We start from the raw sequence: 20,647 nt of genomic DNA, 5'->3' as shown, positions 1-20,647 counted from the left end.
GGGGCTTTATTTTTAGAATGCTTTGCAAAGCGGCCCGAGCATCAGTCCTACAATCTGCACATGAAAAAAGACGAGAGACTCATCTGAATCTCTCGTCCCAACCAAGCGTAGGCGCTGTAGGTAAGGCCGTCGAACCGGCCAGGTGCAATATTCTTCAGTTATTTCTTGCCCAAGTTGCCCAGCCCGCCAACCACGCCCCCAAGTACCCCGCCCAGACCGCCTGTACCAGCGCCCGCGGCTCCTGCTGTTGTATCGACAGTGTTGTTGACTGAGTCCACTTTGACACCCAGCAAGCCGCCAAGACCACCAACTACCCCACCGACGACACCGCCAACACCACCGACTGCACCTGCACCTGCACTTGCACCTGTAGTGTCAGCACCAGCTCCGACACTGCCGCCAGTGCTTGCCCCCACACCCAGACCGCCCAGCAGACCGCCAACCCCGGCGCCTACACCAGCGCCTGCACCGGCCCCCGCACCTGCGCTCACACCGCCTGTACTAACCCCGGCACCGGCACCTACACCGGCCCCGGCGCTTGCGCCCACACCCAGCCCGCCCAGCAGACCACCCAGCCCTGTCCCGGTACCAGTACCAGTACCGCTGCCTGTGGAGCCCGCTGCCGGATTCACGTAGCCGCCAGCCTTGTCAACCGCACCGCCTACACCGGTCAGCACACCACCGACCAGAGAAGTCACCGGGTTGTCGCCGCCGGTAGCTGTCACCTTGTCGCCGAGGCCGCTCACGGTGCCGCCTACTTTGTTCAGCAGACCATCTACCGGTGCCCCCAGCCCTGTGGTGGTGCCCACTTTGCCCGTGACGTTCTCGACCAGGGAAATCACCGGCACCAGCACCTTGTCATTTACGCCGCCGGTCAAGGCGCCCAGCTTGCCACTGCTCACATCGGTGGTCAGGGTATTGCCGATCATGGTCACCGTGGTGCCCACTTTGTTGACCAGCCCGCCCGTGGTATCAGTCACCTTGCCAACCACGCCACCCACCAGCGGAATCTGGCTGATCGGGGTGTTGTCCAGCACGGTGCTCAGACCGGTACCCACTGACGAAACGCCTTTGCCTACATCACCAACCGCGTTGGTAACACCACCGACAGTCAGGCCGAGGGAGTTCTTGTCGGTACCCAGCGAGCCCAGGCCACCAGTAATGCCATCTGTTACGGAGGTCACGGCATTGCCGGTATTGGTCACCAGGCCGCCAGCCACGGTACCGACCACAGGCACGGTGCTCAGGGTGCCACCAACCCCGCTGACCGTGGTGCCCACGCCGCCAAGGGCGCTGCCGACCTGACCTGCGACCTGACCTGTAACCAGAGGAGTTGTGCCTGTACCGCCTGTACCGCCTGTACCGCCGGTGCCGCCAGTGCCGCCAGTGCCGCCACCGGTTCCACCGCCAGTTCCACCACCAGTTCCACCACCAGTACCACCACCTGTACCACCACCAGTACCGCCGCCTGTACCACCACCAGTTCCACCGCCAGTACCGCCGTCTGTACCACCACCAGTTCCACCGCCAGTACCGCCGTCTGTACCACCACCGGTACCGCCGCCAGTGCCGCCGTCTGTGCCACCGCCTGTACCACCGTCAGTCCCGCCGTCAGTGCCACCGCCAGTACCTGCGTCAGTACCGGTATCACTGCTGGCTACATAGCTCTTGTGGCCGCCACCGCCGCCGCTGCAGCCAGCCAGGCTGACAGTCATGACCAAGAGGAGCGCTGTGCTGGTTTTCAGAAAAAGTTGAGTATTCATGATTAAGTCCCTTGCACCTGTTATGCCTGAGTTCGAAGTTCCCTGCTCTGTGTCGGGGATACGTTCGTCCGTTGGGTACATAACAACGCCGCGGGCCTTATCAAACAATTCACAACTTGGTATTAACCCCTTATATAAAACACCTCGCCCCCTTCTTGATGATTAATACTTTGGTTTTAAACGCCAGTAAAAAAACCATATATATCAACGCCATTACTTCCCCGAAAAAACACTGCCAGCAGCGACTCTACTTTAGGTATAAGCATAATTGACGGGTTTCAAGTTGATATTCAGTGCGTAAAACAGGCACAAAGAGGGGCTGTTACTCCACCACACTGAACTCGACACGGGCAGTCTGCCCGCTTTCATCGAGCACGCTCAGCTCATAACGCCCTGGTAGTTCCAGGCTGGTGTTGAATACCTCTGGTTGTGCACTGTCGCCCAGCGGCGCGCCATTGATAAACCACCAGCGCCGACCTTCACCGCCCAAGGCCGATAGCGCCAGGCGCAACATCGCCTGGCTGGCAGCAGGACGGCGCAGTCGGTCGCCGTCACGTACACCGACAATCGACAGCGGGGTCAGCGCACTCAAGGCCGGTGGCGGGCATTGTGTGGAAGCCGCAGGCAGCCGCGCTTCACGTCGCTCTACCCTGGGTAGCCAGGGCTCAAGGGGGGCTGGCCACAATGCCACCTCGTGTTGTTGCCCGTCGGCGCATTGCGGGCCAACACGCAAGCCTTGCGGATTGACCCGGATGATTTCGCGCAGGCCCACACCCAGAGGTTGATCCGCCGCCAGCAAGGTCGGCGGCGTGGTGTGATCCAGGGTCCAGGCAAACCGCTGGCGACGACAATTGGCATCGCTCTTGTTCATGGGCTGCCCCAATGGCCAGCAAATCGCTGCCACCCCAACACTGTCCGGCACCGCCTGTACTGGCGCGACAATGCCACGCTGGTTGTCGCGGTTGCTCAATACGTCGTGGACTTGCAGCATCAAGGGAGCCGCCGACGCCAGGCCGAACTGCCCCGGCACGGGGGTTCCATCCGGGCGACCGATCCACACACCGATCAGGTAACGCGGCCCAACACCGATCGCCAGCGCATCGCGAAAGCCATAACTGGTACCGGTCTTCCAGGCCAGTTGCGGGCGCAGCACCAGGTCGGCATGGGGGTCGCGGTCAGGCCGCGCCTGCCCGCTGAGGATGCGCCGTATCACCCATGCCGCCCCCGGCGACAGCATGCGCCGCTCGCGCAGTTCGTCGTCGGGTTGCAGCCGCAGGTTGGCGCTGCGCCCTTCACGTGCAAGGGCGCTGTAACCGCTGACCAGATCTTCCAGACGGCTGCCGGCGCCGCCCAGAATCAGCGCCAGATTGGGCTCGGCCAGTGCTGGCAAACTCAAGGGCACGCCACCGTTGCGCATATCGGCGGCAAAACGCTTGGGCCCATAGGCTTCAAGCAGTTGTACAGCGGGCAAGTTGAGCGAAGTGACCAGCGCGGCACTGGCCGATACCGGCCCGCTGAAACCCATGGAGAAGTTGCCCGGACGATAGTCGCCATAACGCCGCGGCACATCCTGCAGCAGCGATTCAGAGTGAATCAGCCCAGCATCCATGGCCATGCCGTACAAAAACGGCTTGAGGGTCGAGCCCGGCGAGCGCATGGCGGTGATCATGTCGACATGGCCAAAGCGGCGTGCATCGTTGATGTCCACCGACCCCAGATAGGCGCGTACGGCCATGTTTTCGGTTTCGACCACCACAATGGCCGCCGAGGTGTGATCGGGCAAACGGGCGCGCCAGCCCAGCAGCAAGTCTTCGAGGCGACGCTGCAAACTGGCGTCGATCATGGTACGGATCAGTGGCGGGCTGCCGGGGCGGTTAAGGCGTCGCGCCAGCAAGGGTGCAAGGCTCGGTTCAAGGCGCGGTGCCAGCAGCAGCGGCTCCTCCAGAGCTTCATCCACCGCCGGCTGTGGCCACACCCGGTACTCGGCCAGGCGACGCAGCACCTTGTCGCGCGCCACTTGTGCGCGTTGCGGGTGACGGTCGGGGCGCAAGCGGCTCGGCGCTTGTGGCAACACGGCGAGCAGGGCTGCCTCTGACCGGGTGAGCTGTTGCGGCGCTTTGCCCAGATAGGCCCAACTGGCCGCAGCAACACCCTGCAGGGTACCGCCAAATGGCGCGCGATTGAGGTACAGCTCAAGAATCTGCGGCTTGCTCAGATGCCATTCCAGCTGAGCGGTGCGCCATAGCTGACGCAATTTGCCAGGCAACGTCCGCTCATGGGGATCGAGCAGGCGTGCAACCTGCATCGACAACGTGCTACCGCCTGATAACACCCGCCCGCCGCTAAGGTTTTGCCAGGCCGCACGGCCCAGCGCCAGCGGGTTGACCCCGGGGTGTTGAAAGAACCAGCGGTCCTCGTAGGTCAGCAAGGCATCCAGGTACAGCGGCGACACGTCTTCGACATGCACCGGGTAGCGCCACACACCGTTGGCATCGGCAAAGCGCCACAGTGGCGTGCCGTCTTCGGCCAGGACAACGCGGGCCTGGTCATCCTTGGGCAACGGCAGCGGCCAGATCCTGTCAGCCAGCCACAGCAACGTACACAGCGCCAGCAGGCCGCCAGCCGTCCAACCCAGTAATTTTTTGATCCCTGGCCCCACTCAAACTCACTCGCTACGCAACTTGCACCATGAATGGATGCCTAATGTGTATATCTGGCACAGTGGCCACCTTACTCATCGGAACCTGACCATGCACGTCGAAAGTTTTATTGGAAATCTTGGCCTGTGGCTGGGCACGCTGGTGCGTTTTATCGTCGAGACCCTGAACGGCCTGTTCGGCACCATCACTGAGGCAGGCAGCAACTTTATCGACGGCATGGCCCGGGCGTTGGGCATGGACACCTCGATCATCAGCATTGCGGTGTTGATCATCGGCCTGTTGTTTTTGTACAACGCCGTGCGCGCCTTTATCCGCGCCTCGATCATCGGCGGTGTGATCTGGCTGGTGCTGGGGCTGTGGCTCTTGAGCTGGATCATCAGTTGAGCTCTTACTCCTGTGGGAGCGATGCGCCAAACCTGTAGCCGCTTTAGCCGCTGTGGCGGTTTAAGCGGTACATCGGGTACATATCCGGCATCTGCGGTTAACTGAAGTATCGGTTTCGCCCTTACGGCGAGTCCCTTTTTGAAGGACCAAAAAGGAACCAAAAAGTCCTCGCCCTACCATACGGCCGACTCGCCAAGGCTCCCCGGTTCCCTCTCTCCGGCACTGTTATGGGGGCACGCCGCGACGGGCCATCCATGGCCCATCGCGGCTGGCGCGGCGTCCTGCCGCGCCACCCCCATAACAGCACCTACGTTCGGCCTTCTGTGAGGGGCATTCGCGTCGCCTGCACAATCGAGTGGCCACAACAAAAGCAAAAGCAAAAGCAAAAGCAAAAAATTTAACCAACACCAACTCTTGTGGGAGCGGGCCTGCCCGCGATGCCAGCACTTTGTTCCTCCAGATAGAACGAGGTGCCTGCATCGCGGGCAAGCCCGGCTCCCACAGGGAAATATGTCGGTCGCAGATCCTGTATTCAAACAGGCCGGCCGGTCGGCCGCCTCGACGGCTGTTGATCTGCCCGCCCCATCGGGAGGCCGAGAGGAGGTTCTGCGCAGTGGGCCTCCCGGCATGGATGCCGGGAGAGCCGCGATGGGCCAAGGATGGCCCGTGGCGGCGTGCCCACGGAGCGGGACCGGAGCGAGGGAACCTGAGCGCAGCGAAGGCCGTACGCCAGGGGCAAGCCTTTTTGGTTACTTTTTCGGCGTCTGGAAAAAGTGACTCGCCGTAAGGGCGAAACCAATATCCCGTTCAAACGCGAATGCCGGATATGTACCCGGTGTACCTGCTAAACCCTACCGCGGCCACAGACCTAACGCCCCTTGATCACCATCTCCCCCACCGCATCCCCCACGGCCTGCCAGTTGGGCCGGTACATCGACTCCACTTGCGGCGGCGGCACCCGATAGGTACCTGGTGTCACTGCACGGGCCAGGTACAGCAGGTGCGTGGTCCCGTAGCCATCCAGTTTGACTGCCGCCACATAACGATCATCCCGATACTCCTGATGCTGCACGCTGGCGTTCTGCATCGACTCGCGCCATTGCTTCACTTGAGTACTGGCGTTTTCAAGGCTGGCCGCGCTCTGCCCCAGGTTCTGGTTTTCCAGCTCCAGGCCTGCCGGCAGCAAATCCACCACCAGCGCATCAGGCACTTGCTGCTTGGCCGTCACGGCCAGATGCACCAGCACCAGATCACCACTTTTCAGCGCCTTGAGATCCAGCGGCTCACCGTTCATACCCAGGTAGTCGCGGCGAATGCTCATGTTTTCGCCGCCCGCCGCCGGGGCGTGCTGTGGATAACCCGAAATCGTCAGCTGTTGATAAATCGGCGCGCTGCCTGCGTTACGCAGGCTCAGGGGCGAAGCTAGCAGCGGCCCGTCGAGCTTAAGCCCTGAGCGGGCATTGTTCAGCTCGCGGGTCTGATCGCCACTGGTGAGTTGCGCACTCCAGCTGGCCTCAGGCTTGCCCAGCAAATCGCGACCGGCGAGGAACAGTGAATTGCGTTCCTGGGTCGACAGCCACTGACTCGCCGCCAGTTGATCGGACAGGTCGAACAGTCGCTGTTCACGCTGACCACTCATCAGGTTGTTCTCTTCCAGCAAGGCCAGAATCAACGCCTGATCGCGCAGCGGGCTGCCGTAGTCGCCCAGCCATTGATCAGCCTTGCGCTTCGCCGCCAACCCCGCCACCAACGCTTGATCGGCGCGCGGTTGATCGCCCATTTTCTGCAGGGCAATGGCCAACTGCACCAGAGGCAAACCGGAACGGGCATCGCTGCGGCGCTCAAAAATGCTGCGCAGCGCACCCAGCGGCGCCTGTTGGCTTCGGGCCAGGACCAGCGCTGCATAGGCCTGTACGGCAAAGCGGGTGTGGTCGAGGTTGTCGCTGTAGTCGGCCTCGATCAGGTTGCGTTCCTGCACATAACGCAGCAACCGCTCGCTGGCCTTTTTCAGCGCCTCAGGAGGTACCGCGTAGCCTTGATCGCGGGCGCGCAGCAGGAAGTCGGTGATATAGGCTGTGAGCCAGTACTCTTCCTGACCGTCCGCGCCCCACAGGCCAAAACTGCCGTTGTAGCGCTGCATGCCCAGCAGGCGCTCGATACCCAACTCGATTTTGCGTTTGCGCTCGGTGTCCGGCTCGCCTTCAAGGCCCAGGCGTTTGAGCAGGGCTGCATCGGCATACAGAGCCGGGTACAGGCCGCTGGTGGTTTGCTCGGAACAGCCATACGGGTAAGCCTTGAGCGCACGAATCTGCTCGCCAAGATTCAGCGGCGGGCGGCTCGACAAGCTGAGCAAGGCTTCACGCCCGGCCGGTTCAAAGGCTTGCAGCTCGCCCTCGGGCAGGCTCCAGGGCTGGTCGTTGAGCACAGCACGGTAATGCTTTAGCAATGCTGGATACGCCGGGCGCACCCCCAACGTCCATTCGCGGGTGAACGGCGCCAGGGTTTCACCCGGCAGGTCCAGGCCATTGACCGTCACCTTGACCACACCGGTGCCATACCCGCCCAGCGCCTTGACCGGAACCTGCAAGGTACTGCGCTGGCCGGGGCTGAGTGTCAGGTTCTGTGTCGCGTCACCCAGCAGGCTCAGTTGCCCCTCGGTGTTAAGGTTCACGTGCAGCGTTTGCGGCTTGTCGGTGAGGTTGGACAGGTCCAGCGCCAGCCGCGTCTCGTCGCCACCGGCCAGAAAGCGCGGCGCAGCCAGCTCGGCCACCAATGGTGCTGCGACCACGGTTCTGGCCTCGGCCATGCCGTAGCGATCGTCGGTCCAGGCTTGTGCCATCAAGCGCAACTCGCCGTTAAAGTCAGGGATATCCACACTGACTTCACCTTCGCCCTGCTCGTTGAGCGTCACCGGTGCGCTTTGCAGCGCCACGATGGTGACACTGGTGGCAGGTCGCTTGCCGCCCTTGGCCAGTGCCGCATCGCCGCCGAACGCCAGGCTGGCCAGACGGCCCTGCCCGGCCTCAATCAACTGCCCGTAAATATCCAGCTGATCCGCCCCATAGGCCTTGCGCCCGAACAGGCTGGCGAACGGGTCGGGGGTCGGGTACTCAGTGATATTGAGCACGCCCACATCCACGGCAGCCAGCAGTACATGGGCCTGTTTGGGAATGCTGCCATCGGCATTTTTAGCCGAGAGCTTCACCGTCAGAGGTTGCTTGGGACGCATTTTTTCAGGGGCATCCAGCGTAAGAGCCAACTTGCGCTGGCTGCGATCGATGGGCAGGTGCAGCACCCCTACAGCGCGCTTGGGAGTGATATTGGTCTTGCGCTCACCGGGGCGGATCACCAGTGCACTGATATACAAGTCATGCCGGGCCCAGCTCGGGTCGAGTCTGATTTCGTAGGCCTTGCCCTCGGCCGGCACTTCGATTTCCTGCCACCACAACGGGCCATCGCAGCCTTCAACCAGCAAGTAGCCCTTGCCAGCCGCAGGTGGCGTGACCGTGACCTTGGCCGTATCGCCATCGGCATAAGCGGCCTTGTCCAGCGCCAGCTTGACCTGGTCGGGGCGCACGGCACCGCCTTCGGCGTTGTCCTGGGCACGATAACCGGCCCAGAAACGCAGGCTGCTGATCAAGCCGGTTTGCGGGTCTTCAACCTCTACGCGGTAAGGGCCCCACTCCACCGGAAAGCTGACCTTGGCGGTTTCGCCCGCCTTGAGGCTGAGGGTCTCTTCGTTGAGGTTCAGAAACTTCTCGTTGTAGTGATAACTCCAGCCGTCGTTGTCCGAGTAGTTCCAGTAGTAATCGCGGCGTTCACGCACCAGACGCACCTTGAGGTTGTCGGCCGCCAATTTGTTGCCCTGGCTGTCAGCCACCAGCAGCTCGAACTCAACCGGGCCGTCGCCATCGGTTTCAGCACCGTCAAACAGGCCACGCAGCCCCGGCAGACGGTCTGCCGGCCATACCGGCTGCACCAGGCGACGGGTAATCGGGCGCCCGCCCGACTCCTGCAAACTGGCCTGAACAATCAGTTGCAGCGGCGATTTGGCATCGCTCCACTGGCTGTCGATGCTGAGGGTTTGCTTGCCATCGGCGTTGAGCACGCTTTCGTCCAGCTCCAGATCCTGGGTCAGCTCCGGTTCTGTCACCGAACCGAACTGATAGCCCGGCAAGGCACTGACCGCCTCGCGCAATGGCCGCACATAGACCTGCCCGCTCAAGCGGTTACCGGCTGCCGGAGCACCGTACAGGTAACGCCCGGCAACCTGGATTTCAGCGGTTTGCCCGGGGCTCAGCGGGGTATCGCTGCCCTTGAGTTCAAGTGCCATGCGCTCGGGTAAAAAGTCCTCGACCAAAAACTCGTACAGCTGCGGCTTGCCGTCACCAAAGTCGAACACCAGTTGCCAGCGCCCGGTCGGCGCTTCGGCGGCCAGTTGCAGCGGGTACTGATACAGACCGGAAGCATCCGGCGTCCAGACGAACTTGCGGCTCACCTGCTCGTCCGGGCGACGCACCTCGACGCTGACCGGCTGCGGCTTGACCGGGTTGCCGTCGCGGTCGCGCAGCAAGGCATTGAGCAGCACGGTTTCGCCGGGGCGATACAGATCACGGGGGCCAAATACAAAGAACTGCAACGGATGCGCCTGCGGGCCGCCGATATCGAATTCGGCCAGATCCAGCGCCGCCGTGTTCAAGCGCAACAGGCTGGTCTGGTCGCCCTGGCGCGCCAGCAGCACTTCGGCCTTGGGTGGCAAGGCCAGCTCGGCATGCCCTTCCTTGCCCGTCTTGCCCTGGCCAAGCATCTTGCCCTTGCCATCAAGCAACTCGAGATCGATGCCGCTCAGTGCACTGCCACCTTCCAGGGCCTGTGTGAACACATCCAGGCGCTTTTGGTAGCGATGCACCGAAAGGCCGATATCGCTGAGGGTAAACAAGGTGGCTGGGGTCGAATAGTTGTAACTGCCGGAGGCGGTCATCACCGCCAGATAAACTCCCGGCTGCTGCAAGGGCTTGATCCCGGCCGTGGGCAGGATCAGGGTTTCCCGGGTATTGCGCGCCGGGTTCAAGTCAAAACGGCCGCTGTAAACCAGATCGGCCATATTCAGCAGATCCCTGGCTTCGTAGCTTTGCAGGCTGCTGTTGCGCCCCCACTGGCTGAGAAACGCCGGCAGCGACTCGGGTTTGACCCGAAAGAACTCGACATCGACCTTGTCGACGTTCAGCGCGATCACCGGCAGACCTTCGGCCAGGCGCGTGGGCAGCAGGTTGCCACGGCTGGCGAAGCCGACCGTGGGTTGCAGGTCGCGGGTTTCCAGGCGACTGACGTATTCGGCGGCGAGCTTGGCATCGTTGACGGCGCGCAGGCCGGGGTCGACGGTAAGGATCAGCTTGCGCTGCGGCTCAAGGTGGCGCAAGCGCAACTCCATCAGATTGTCCGACAGCTCCCAGGCGCCATCGACCTTGCCGGCCTTGGCGTCCACCAGATGCAGTTTGTCGGCAAAGTTCTGCTGCGGGTCCAGCGGCACTGAAAAGCTCACGGACAAGGTACTGGCCCCGTCCAGCTGCACTTCAGAGACGTCTACCACACTCAACTCGCGCCCGGCATAACGCCCGGCCAGCACTTTGACGTCCTGTACCGGTTTAGCCGGCTGGCTCGTGGCCACCTGTGGCGTGGCGGGTTTGTCGACGCTGGAAGAATCACAAGCGCTCAGCAGCGCCAGCGTGCAGGCCAAAAGCAGTCCTTTGTTCAGCATGGTGTACTCGTTTACCGGGCAGTTAAGGGTTGACTATATAACAGCTGGATGAAGATCAAGAGCCCCTCACCCTAGCCCTCTCCCGAAGGGAGAGGGGACAAAAGCGCAGATCAGCCCCCTCGCCCTCCGGGAGAGGGTTGGGGTGAGGGCAGGCTTTGCGGCTACAATCGCGCTCCCCCAAGGAGCCTGCATGTCATCTTCCCTGTTAGCCGACTGGCGCGACCGTCCTACCCATCGCCGGGTGTGGGCGCTGGCGGCCCCCATGATCCTGTCCAATATCTCCGTGCCGCTGGTAGCGTTGGTCGACAGTACTGTCATCGGCCATTTGCCCCACGCCCATCAACTGGGCGCCGTCGCCGTGGGCGCCAGCCTGTATATCTTCCTGGCCTGGATGATGGGTTTTCTGCGCATGGGCACCACCGGCTTCGCCGCGCAGGCCGCCGGACGCGGTGATGGCGCCGCGCTGCGGCAAATCCTGCTGCAGGGCCTGTTGCTCAGCGTGCTGTTGTCGATGCTGCTGGGGGCCATTGCGATTCCTTTTAGCGGCGTGGCCCTGAGCCTGATGCAGCCCTCCACCGAACTGCACGCGCTGACTCTGGAGTTCTTCCACACACGGCTGTTTGGCCTGCCCGCCGCACTGGCCAGTTATGCACTGGTAGGCTGGTTTTTGGGCACGCAAAACGCCCGCGCACCGTTGGCGATCCTGCTGACGACCAATCTGGTAAATATCGCGCTGAACCTGTGGTTCGTCCTCGGGCTGGACTGGGGGGTGGCAGGCTCGGCCCGGGCTTCGGTGATTGCCGAATGGAGCGGCGCCCTGCTCGGCCTGTGGCTGACCCGCGGTGCCCTGCGTCGATATCCGGGCAAGGTAGTGTGGGCCGCCCTGGGCATGTGGCACAACTGGAAGCCGTTACTGGGGGTCAATCGCGATATTTTTATCCGCAGCCTGATGCTGCAACTGGTGTTTTTCTCCATCACCCTGCAAGGCGCCCGCCTGGGCGATGCCACCGTGGCTGCCAATGCGTTATTGCTCAATGGCCTGCTGCTTGCTGCCCATGCCCTGGACGGTCTGGCCCACGCCGTCGAGGCACTGTGCGGACACGCTATTGGCGCCCGCGACCGTGAGGCGTTGCGCCGCTCGATGGTGGTGGCCTGCGGCTGGTCACTATTGGCCAGCCTGGGTTTTGCGCTGCTGTTTATGTTCGGCGGGCATCTGTTTGTGCAAATGCAGACCGATATTCCCGTTGTGCGCGAAACCGCTTTCCAGTACTTGCCCTATCTGGCCCTGCTGCCGCTGATTGCAGTATGGAGCTACCTGCTTGACGGGCTGTTTATCGGTGCTACCCGCGCTCGTGAAATGCGCAATGCCATGGTCATCAGCGTGGTCATCGCCTTCCCCGCCGCCTGGGTCCTGCACGGCTATGGCAACCACGGGCTGTGGATAAGTTTCCTGCTGTTTATGGTGCTGCGCAGCCTGACCCTGGGCGTGTATGCATGGCAGATGCAGCGCAAGAATCAGTGGTTCGGCGCCTGACACTGAGGCGAAAAAAAACGCCGGCCCGTGCAAAGCACAGGCCGGCGTTTTTCGGTCAGCTCTGAAGCCCGTGGGGATCAGTGGCTCGACAGGTACGACGAGCGGGTCAGGCCCAGGCGCAATGCGTCGAGGTACTGGGTACGCTCCTTGGCACTGATACTGGCGCTGGCCACTTTGTCGCGGTAGTGGTTCATCAGCTCTTCAGGCGACAAGTGCACGTAGCGCAGCATGTCTTCGATGGTGTCATGGGTCTCGATACCGGCGTGGTACACGCTGCCGTCTTCGTTCTGGTAGATGTTCACCGAGTCGGTGTCACCGAACAGGTTGTGCATGTCACCGAGGATTTCCTGGTAAGCGCCCACCAGGAAGATCCCCAGCAGGTAGTCTTCACCTTCGTTCAGCCCGTGCACCGGCAGGCTGGTTTCGATGCTCTGCTCGTCGACGTATTGCTTGATCTTGCCGTCAGAGTCACAGGTCAGGTCTTGCAGCACGGCGCGACGCAGCGGCTCTTCGTTGAGACGATGCAGCGGCAGGATCGGCAGTACCTGGCCAATCGCCCAGGTGTCCGGCAGGCTCTGGAACACCGAGAAGTTGCAGATGTACTTGTCGGCCAGCTTGTCGTTGAGCTCGTCCAGCACCTGACGGTGGGAACGCTGACGCGCTTTCAGCGAGTTGTGCAGGCGACGGCACACCGCGAAGTAGCACTGTTCGGCCAGGGCCTTTTCCGCCAGGGTGATTTTGCCATCAGCGTACTGGGCAGCGATATCGCTCATGTAGTGCGTGGCGCGCCAGTAGGTTTCGGTGACCATCTCAATGTCGGTCGGCCCCAGCAGGTCCACCAGCCATTGCACGGTTTCCGGCAGGCTTTCCTTGTTTTCGATCACCGGCACGTCGTCGTTGTGTTTCTCGACGTCGGTCACCTGCACCACCAGCATGGCGTGGTGGGCGGTCAGGGAACGGCCACTCTCGGAGAAGATGTGCGGGTGCGGCAGGCTCTGCGCATCGCAGAACTCTTTGAGCATACCCACGACCACACCGGCGTAATCGTCCATGTCGTAGTTGATCGAACTGGCGTTGCGCGAGTGGGTACCGTCGTAATCCACACCCAGACCGCCGCCCACGTCGATATGGTCAACCGGCAGGCCGAGGTTGCGCAGTTCGCCGTAATAGCGGATCGCCTCCTTGAAACCGTGCTGGTAGTCCGCCAGGTTGGCGATCTGCGAGCCCATATGGAAGTGCAGCAGGCGGATGCCCTGGTCCAGACCGGCCGCACGGAAGCGCTCAACCACCGACAGCAATTGCGCGGCAGAAAGACCGAATTTGGATTTTTCACCGCCGGTGTCGGCCCACTTGCTCGACGCCAGGGACGACAGGCGCACGCGCAGGCCAACCTGTGGCTTGACCTTGAGCGAGGCCGCTTCTTCGATCACCAGGTCTACTTCGGATTCTTTCTCGATCACGATAAAGACGTTGTGACCCAGCTTCTGGCCCATCAGCGCCAGGCGGATGAACTCACGGTCCTTGTAACCATTGCAGACGATGGTGCCGCCCTTGGGCGCCAGGGCCAGCACGGCCAGCAGCTCGGGCTTGGAGCCGGCTTCAAGACCGATCGACACGTTCTTGGTAGCGATGATGTTTTCGATCACCGCTTCCTGCTGGTTAACCTTGATCGGGTACAGCGCGGTGTATTCGCTCTGGTATTCCAGGCGCGCGATGTTGGCATCGAATGCGCCGGTCAGCTGGCGTACACGGTCTTGCAGGATATCCGGGAAACGCACCAGCAACGGCAAGGACAAACCGCTGGTCTTGCGCAGCTCGTCGACCTGCTCGTACAAATCGATGGGCGAGCTGTTCGGGCCGTTCGGACGGACTTCTACGCGACCGGCTTCATTGATCGCGAAATACCCGGCCCCCCAATGGCGAATCCCGTAAACACTGCGGCTGTCCGCAACTGTCCATTGGCTGCCATCGTCTTTGCGTGTGCGTCGTACGGACATCGAAGTCCCCTATAAATAAGTCAAATAGCCCAGCCTGAAAGCAGGCTGGCGCAGTCTAAAGTGTGAACGTGACGATTAGTCAGACCCTGACAATAGCGCCGAGTTTAGAAACCGGTGATAACAGGCTCTGTGAAAACCATGGCGAGCACGCTCTGACCAGCCTTCGAGGGGCGCCAGAACGGCTGTGCGGTGGCTTTCACAGAGGCTGCTAGCCGCCGGACTTCTTGGCTTTGAAACCGTGCCTGACCAGCTCGGCCAGCAGCAGTTCGACGTGGTCGCCCTGGATCTCGATGATGCCGTCTTTCAACGCGCCACCGGTGCCGCAGCGTTTTTTCAACGTCGTGGCCAGTTCCTTGAGTGCGTCTTCAGCCAACGGCACGCCGGTGATGGTGGTCACCGTCTTGCCGCCGCGGCCTTTGCTTTCGCGGCGCACGCGAGCGATACCGTCACCTTCGGGGATCAGGGTTTGTTTGCAGGTACAGGCGTCCACCGGCTGACGGCAGTCCGGACAGTGACGACCTGCGTCGGTGGAAAATACCAGGCCACCCAGGGCGGCGAAGGATGCGGCTTTTTTGGCCACCGGCAATCCTCATTCGGAGGACAAATAATTGGCCGGTGCCTGGCGCTGTTGCGCCAGGGTGTACCGACCGCGAAGCCCCACTCTGGCAGGGGCAGCGCAACTCAGGAGGGAAAACCGCCTGAGCCTGAAAAAGGTCGCGCAGTGTAACGACAAAATCGCTGCATCCCAATAGCCAATCGGCGGCATTTTTTAAAGCGCCAGCCACGAACTTGTGGGAGCGGGCTTGCTCGCGATGGGATCGCAGCGGTGCAACTGAAAAACCGGGTCGACTGAATCGCGAGCAAGCCCGCTCCCACAGGGGGAATCAACGTCAGCCCTGGGTCATATAACGCTTGAGCGCATCCAGTGAGTCAGGGCAGTAGTCCAGTTGCGTACTCAGGTGCAATGCCTCGGCCACCGGCATAAAGCACGCTTGCTGCACTTCCTCGGGCTGCACCTGCAACGGGCCGTCCCACACCGCTGAAAACACTGCGCACCACAGATGGTTTTGCGGAGCCTCGAAGTAAAAGCGCTCATGGGCCGTCAGCGGCACACCACTCACACCCAGTTCTTCGGCCAACTCACGGGCCGCCGATTCGGCGTAGGTTTCATTCACCCCGACCATGCCGCCCGCTGCCACATCCCAGAACCCCGGGTACAGCGCTTTGCTCAGGGTGCGTTGATGCACGCACAGCTCCCCGGCAGAGTTGAACAGCAAAATGAACGTACCTCGTCCAATCAGGCCGCGCTCGCGCAATTCATGACGGGGCAGACCACCCAGCAGGCGATCATCGCGATCCACCCAGGCAACTTGCTCGACATCAGAGGCCGCACGGTGTGCGGCCTCCAAGGCTGAAATGGCCATTGCTTAGCCTTGCGACAACAATTGACGCAAGTCCATGACCGCCGCGTTGGCGCGGGAAATATAGTTGGCCATGACCAGCGAATGGTTGGCCAGCACGCCATAGCCGCTGCCATTGAGGATCATCGGGCTCCAGACCGGTTCTTGCGCCGCTTCCAGCTCGCGAATGATCTGGCGCACGCTGACCGTGGCGTTCTTTTTCGCCAGCACATCGGCAAAGTCGACCTCAATGGCACGCAGCAAGTGTGACAGCGCCCAGGCCTGACCACGGGCTTCATAGAACACGTTGTCGATCTGCATCCACGGGGTTTCTACCACCTCTTCATCCACCACCGGCACCTGACCCGGTTGCAGGCTTTCGGTTTTCAGCGCGCTGTTGAGCTTGACCCGACCCACGCTGGCCGACAGGCGTTGCGACAGGGAGCCCAGACGGGTGCCCACATCGCCCAGCCAGTTGTTGAGGTTGTCGGCGCGGGCATAGAACAGGGCGTTTTTCTGATTCGGGTCAGACAGGCGTGCCTGATAACGGCTCAGGGAATTGATGCCTTCCTGGTATTCGGATTCGCTGGACGGCAGCATCCAGCTTTTGTTGTCGAAGTTGAAACGCGGCTCGGCCTTGGCCAGATCGGCATCTTCCGCAGACTGCGACTGTGAACGGGCGAAGTCTTTGCGCAGGGCGCGGGTCAGGTCGCGCACCTGCACCAGAACGCCGTATTCCCAGCTAGGGATGTTGTCCAGAAAAATGCCCGGTGGAAAACGGTCATTGGACAGGTAACCGCCCGGTTTGCTCAGCAATGTGCCGGCCACGGTCTTGAGGGTTTCGACGGTGGTGAAGCCCGGCACCATCTGTTTGCCTTCTTTTTCGGCCGCCAATTGCGCGTTTTGCTGCACCGGGAACAGATCCGGCTCCTGGCTCCAGTACCAGCCCAGACCCAGGTTCACCAGCACAAAAATCCCTACCAGCACCGCGATGGAACGGCTCAGCAGGATGCTCTTGAAATAGCCACGCGACTGTATTTTGGGCTCTTTGACCGATTCGCGGGCTGTGCCCTCACGTTTTTTCCAGTCCAGCATGGCTATATCCTTTCATATGCTTGATTCAACGGTTCGACCACAACCCTAACCCATCGTGCCTTGCATGCACGCTTTTTATCTCAGGGGGCCACTACGCCCGGCACTATAGAACAAGCGCACAGGTGATGGGCAATATGGCTGCCCGACAGTTAATTTCAAGGAGAAACTCGTAGATTTGCAATGAGCTGCTAGCATAGAGCCATCATTCGATTTCAGCATGCCTCCCTACCCAGCAGCCAGGTTATGACCGAGCAAGAAGATCCCAGTCGCGAGCGTCTGAAAAACCACTTTGCCCAGCGTGTCACCCACCAGGCCCGCCAGATCCTTGAGATCTGGCAACGTCTGCAGGCCAATGAGTGGTCGCCTGCCGGCCTGGCCGAGCTCGACGACGCCAATTTGCGCCTGCTGCGCTTTGCCGAGCGCTTCGAGCAACCGGAGCATACCGCGCTGGCGCGGGCCATCGGCCTGGCGCTGCAGGACATGGCCGCCAACCAGAGCCGCCTGAGCAGCTCGATCATCACCGAACTCAATCGCCTTATGCAGCGCCTGTCACGCACCGGCCTGCGTCAGGGCGACTTGATGGGAAATATCAACCTGCCACCGCTGCGCAAGCCGGTGTATATCCTGCTGCAAGACCTGTCGCGCGCCGACCGACTAGCCAGGCAGCTGGAGTTTTTCGAGCTCAGCGCCCAGGCGATCAGCAGCCCGGCAGCATTTCGTCAGGCCATGGCCGAGCGTCATCCGGCCGCCATTGTGATGGACGTGGACTTTGCCAGCCCCGGTTTTGGCCTTGAACTGGCCGCCCAGGCCCAGGCCGGTCTTGAGCAAAAATTGCCGCTGCTGTTTTTCAGCCTGCATGAAACCGACACCCCGACCCGCCTTGCAGCGGTGCGCGCAGGCGGGCAGGCGTTTTTGACCGGCACCCTGGAAGCCTCCAGCCTGATGGAGAAAATCGAGGTGCTGACCTGTGTCGCCCAATATGAGCCCTACAAAGTGCTGATCATTGACGACTCCCGGGCCCAGGCGCTGCACACCGAGCGCCTGCTCAACAGCGCAGGCATTGTTACCCGCACCCTGATCGATCCGATTCAGGCGATGGCCGAGCTGGCAGACTTCCAGCCAGACCTGATCATCCTCGACATGTACATGCCCTCCTGTACCGGCACCGAGCTGGCCAAGGTCATCCGCCACAACGACCGCTACGTCAGCGTGCCAATCATTTATCTGTCGGCCGAAGACGATATGGACAAGCAGCTTGATGCCATGAGCGAGGGCGGCGATGACTTCCTGACCAAGCCAATCCAGCCGCGCCATCTGATCACCACCGTACGCAACCGTGCCGTGCGCGCCCGCCATCTCAAGGCGCGGATGGTGCGCGACAGCCTGACCGGGTTGTACAACCACACCCATATCCTGCAACTGCTCGAAGACTGCACCTTTCGCGCCCGCCGCGAGAACCGCCCCTTGAGCTTTGCCATGCTCGACCTCGATCACTTCAAGCACGTCAACGATGGCTACGGCCACCCCATGGGCGACCGGGTGATCAAGAGCCTGGCGCTGTTTCTCAAGCAGCGCCTGCGCAAAAGCGACTTTATTGGCCGCTACGGCGGCGAGGAATTCGCGATTGTGATGCCTGACACCGATCAAGAGTCGGCCTATAAGGTACTCAATCAGATTCGCCAGCGCTTTGCCGAAATCCACTACCCGGCCCAGCCCGCAGACCTGTCGTGCTCCTTCAGCGCAGGCGTGGTACAGATGCAGGGCGAAGCCGACAGCCTGCAAATGGCCTCCCAGGCCGATGAGGCGCTGTACCGCGCCAAGAACAATGGGCGCAATCAGGTACAACCCTTTCACCAGACAAGGCCAATTGCCACTATTTGCCCCTGATCCCGAGTTTTCGTCACAACGCTGTAACTTAAGTGCAATAACTTTTGCCGCTTCTGACTGTGTAGTAGGCAAAATCCCACATGCGCCTCAAGCTGCTAACCAACCTCAACACGCTATTGCTGGTCGCCGTGTGCCTCGCGCTGGGTGCAACCTTGTGGTGGTCACAACAGGCCCTGGAACGCCCATTTTTGCTGATGGAACGCTACTTGAGCCTTTCGCAGCAGTTCCACAACACAGTGGCACGCAATATCGAGGACTACCTGGCCAGCGGTGACGCCCTGCGCCTGAGTGATGCCAACAGCGCCCTCGACACTCTCAAAAACGAACTCACTCCTTTGCCGCCCGCACTGGCCGATGCACTGCGCCCCAGCCTGGAAAACCTCAGCACTTACAGCAATTCCGAACTGCTGGCCGCTGGCAAACTGGCCGGCGACCCCCAGGCCTTACTGCTACAGGCCGAACGCGAGCTGAGCGCCGGCCTGGAACAACTCGGCCAATATGCCAGTGACGCCACTTCCAACGAGGCCCGCGCTTATCTGCCCCTGCTGTTTACTGCCTCGCAACACCTGGCCAAGCTGTCCCTCGCCCGCGAAAAACTGGTCAGTAGCGGACGCAGTGAACTGGCCGGCGATGTGGAACGTGAGCTGGACAGCATTGAGCTCCAGGCCAGGCAAATCGACGCCCTGCCCCTGCTGGGCGTGAGCAGTAAAAGTGCCTCGGGCACCGATGATTTTGCCGCGATGATGGGCCTTGATCCCACCGAAACAACCCAAGCCGAAGATGCAGGAATTGCTCTCAAGCGCGAACTTAACAGCCTGCTAAGCCGCTACCCCGCAGAACTCAAGCGCACCCGGGACCAGATCGAACAACGCAGCCAGCTCAGCGCCGCCACCCACCTCAAGCTCAACGCCGTACAGCAGGCCATTGCCGGGCTGGAGCCCGTTGTGCGCGCCGAACACGGGCAAATCCAGAATGAAGTGCGGCTGATCCAGGGCCTGATGATTGGCCTTATCCTGTTGATCGCACTCCTGATCGACACCTTGCAGCGCAAACTGGCGCGGGTACTGACCTACCTTGCACCGCTGCTGTCGACCTGGGCCGAAGGTGATTTCAGCCGCGACATTCAATTGGGTAAAACCAACCGGGAATTGCGTGATATCGAGGCGTCACTAAACCGCCTGCGCAGCTATCTGGTGAACCTGGTAGGCACCTTGCGCCTGAATGCCGAGCAAGTGGCCGGCAGCAGCCGGACCCTGGCCGAGCTGAGCTCCGGACTGCACAGCGGCGCTGAGCGCCAGGCCGGCGATAGCGCACAAATCCGCGACGCGCTGGGTGAGCTGGAGGCCACCATTTCCCAAGTGGCGGGCGACGCCAGCCAGGCTGCCGATGCCAGCCGCAGTGCTGGCCTTGCGGTGGCCCAGGGGCAACGGGTGATTGGCCAGAGCCTGACCGGGCTGCATGCCCTGGTCGGTGAAGTACAAGGTAACGCGCAAACCATCGAACGCCTGGCCGAAGAGTCGGCCACCATCGGTGGCGTGCTTACGGTGATTCGATCGATTGCCGACCAGACCAACCTGCTGGCCCTGAATGCCGCTATCGAAGCGGCCCGCGCCGGTGAAATGGGCCGCGGCTTTGCTGTTGTCGCGGAAGAAGTGCGCTCGCTGGCACAGCGCACCGCAGGCGCGACCAACGAAATCCAGACCCTGATTGGCGGCCTGCAACTGGCCGCCCGCCAGTCAGTTGAAGGTATCCGCGCACAAGTCAGCCACGCGCAGGCGACTGCCCAGCAGGCACAGGATGCCGACGGTGCACTGGATGAAATTGTCGACGCGATAGCCACCATCTCCACTACCGCCGTACGCATCGCCGACGTCACCGCCCAGCAAACCGGGGCGGTGAGCGAGATTCGCGACCACAGCGAGCGCATTCACGTGCTGGGGGACGAAAACCTGCAACGCATCGGCATTGCCCGCGACCAGAGCCAGCAGCTACTGACGCTGGGGTCAGAACTCAACACCGCGGTGCAGGCGTTTCGGGTGTAACCCGCCCCCCTTGTGGGAGCGGGCTTGCTCGCGATACCGACGACTCGGTCTACCTGCATGACCACGGTGATGCAATCGCGAGCAAGCCCGCTCCCACACACCCACATACCCATGCACCGCGCTATCA

12 protein-coding genes are annotated in these 20,647 nt (G+C 61.6%); 4 read left to right on the top strand and 8 right to left on the bottom strand.

The window, feature by feature from the left end; genetic code table 11:
• Positions 1–158 precede the first annotated feature (158 nt).
• The 3 genes from EQV96_RS19320 to pbpC form a co-directional block, all read right to left on the bottom strand.
• The gene (locus tag EQV96_RS19320; protein WP_346769631.1) at positions 159–1,280 is read right to left on the bottom strand and encodes a collagen-like triple helix repeat-containing protein; all 1,122 of its coding nucleotides are present in this window, start codon (positions 1,278–1,280) and stop codon (positions 159–161) included.
• Positions 1,244–1,651: a hypothetical protein gene (locus EQV96_RS23295; RefSeq protein WP_346769630.1), complete on the bottom strand. Its 408-nt coding sequence runs from the start codon at positions 1,649–1,651 to the stop codon at positions 1,244–1,246. Before EQV96_RS23295 ends, EQV96_RS19320 begins: the two co-directional genes overlap by 37 nt.
• A 434-nt stretch (positions 1,652–2,085) precedes the next feature.
• Positions 2,086–4,398, bottom strand: coding sequence for a peptidoglycan glycosyltransferase PbpC (pbpC, locus tag EQV96_RS19315; protein WP_095019757.1), 2,313 nt, complete (start codon positions 4,396–4,398; stop codon positions 2,086–2,088).
• Between the two features lie 115 nt (positions 4,399–4,513).
• Here pbpC and EQV96_RS19310 point away from each other — a divergent pair, with 115 nt between their 5' ends.
• Positions 4,514–4,807 carry a hypothetical protein gene (locus tag EQV96_RS19310; RefSeq protein ID WP_240882262.1) on the top strand — a complete coding sequence of 98 codons (294 nt, stop codon included), beginning with the start codon at positions 4,514–4,516 and terminating at the stop codon, positions 4,805–4,807.
• Positions 4,808–5,675: 868 nt separating this feature from the next.
• Here EQV96_RS19310 and EQV96_RS19305 read toward each other — a convergent pair.
• Positions 5,676–10,565, bottom strand: coding sequence for an alpha-2-macroglobulin (locus EQV96_RS19305; protein WP_240882261.1), 4,890 nt, complete (start codon positions 10,563–10,565; stop codon positions 5,676–5,678).
• Between the two features lie 190 nt (positions 10,566–10,755).
• Between EQV96_RS19305 and EQV96_RS19300 the strand changes: the two genes are divergently transcribed.
• Positions 10,756–12,099 (top strand): MATE family efflux transporter, encoded by a 1,344-nt coding sequence (locus tag EQV96_RS19300; RefSeq protein WP_150629269.1) that lies wholly within the window; start codon positions 10,756–10,758, stop codon positions 12,097–12,099.
• Positions 12,100–12,176: 77 nt separating this feature from the next.
• Here the strand turns inward: EQV96_RS19300 and speA are convergent, their stop codons facing one another.
• The 4 genes from speA to EQV96_RS19280 form a co-directional block, all read right to left on the bottom strand.
• Positions 12,177–14,096, bottom strand: a complete 1,920-nt coding sequence (gene speA, locus EQV96_RS19295; RefSeq protein ID WP_095001036.1) for an arginine decarboxylase — start codon at positions 14,094–14,096, stop codon at positions 12,177–12,179.
• A gap of 208 nt (positions 14,097–14,304) precedes the next feature.
• The gene (locus EQV96_RS19290; protein WP_095026016.1) at positions 14,305–14,676 is read right to left on the bottom strand and encodes a translation initiation factor Sui1; all 372 of its coding nucleotides are present in this window, start codon (positions 14,674–14,676) and stop codon (positions 14,305–14,307) included.
• Positions 14,677–14,986: 310 nt separating this feature from the next.
• Entirely contained in the window at positions 14,987–15,520 is a 534-nt protein-coding gene (locus tag EQV96_RS19285) for an NUDIX hydrolase (protein ID WP_095026017.1), read from the bottom strand.
• Positions 15,521–15,523: 3 nt separating this feature from the next.
• Positions 15,524–16,591: a DUF2333 family protein gene (locus EQV96_RS19280; RefSeq protein ID WP_095001034.1), complete on the bottom strand. Its 1,068-nt coding sequence runs from the start codon at positions 16,589–16,591 to the stop codon at positions 15,524–15,526.
• A 243-nt stretch (positions 16,592–16,834) separates the two neighbouring features.
• Between EQV96_RS19280 and EQV96_RS19275 the strand changes: the two genes are divergently transcribed.
• Together EQV96_RS19275 and EQV96_RS19270 are read left to right on the top strand one after the other, a co-directional pair.
• Positions 16,835–18,478 carry a PleD family two-component system response regulator gene (locus EQV96_RS19275; protein ID WP_095019751.1) on the top strand — a complete coding sequence of 548 codons (1,644 nt, stop codon included), beginning with the start codon at positions 16,835–16,837 and terminating at the stop codon, positions 18,476–18,478.
• An 80-nt stretch (positions 18,479–18,558) separates the two neighbouring features.
• Entirely contained in the window at positions 18,559–20,520 is a 1,962-nt protein-coding gene (locus EQV96_RS19270) for a methyl-accepting chemotaxis protein (RefSeq protein ID WP_240882260.1), read from the top strand.
• Positions 20,521–20,647: the final 127 nt, after the last annotated feature.

The sequence above is a fragment of the Pseudomonas sp. TMW22080 genome (genome assembly GCF_022496745.1).
GTDB classification, from domain to species: domain Bacteria; phylum Pseudomonadota; class Gammaproteobacteria; order Pseudomonadales; family Pseudomonadaceae; genus Aquipseudomonas; species Aquipseudomonas bubulae.
Note: the sequence above shows the minus strand (reverse complement) of the source record. Positions and strands in the feature narration are given on the sequence as shown.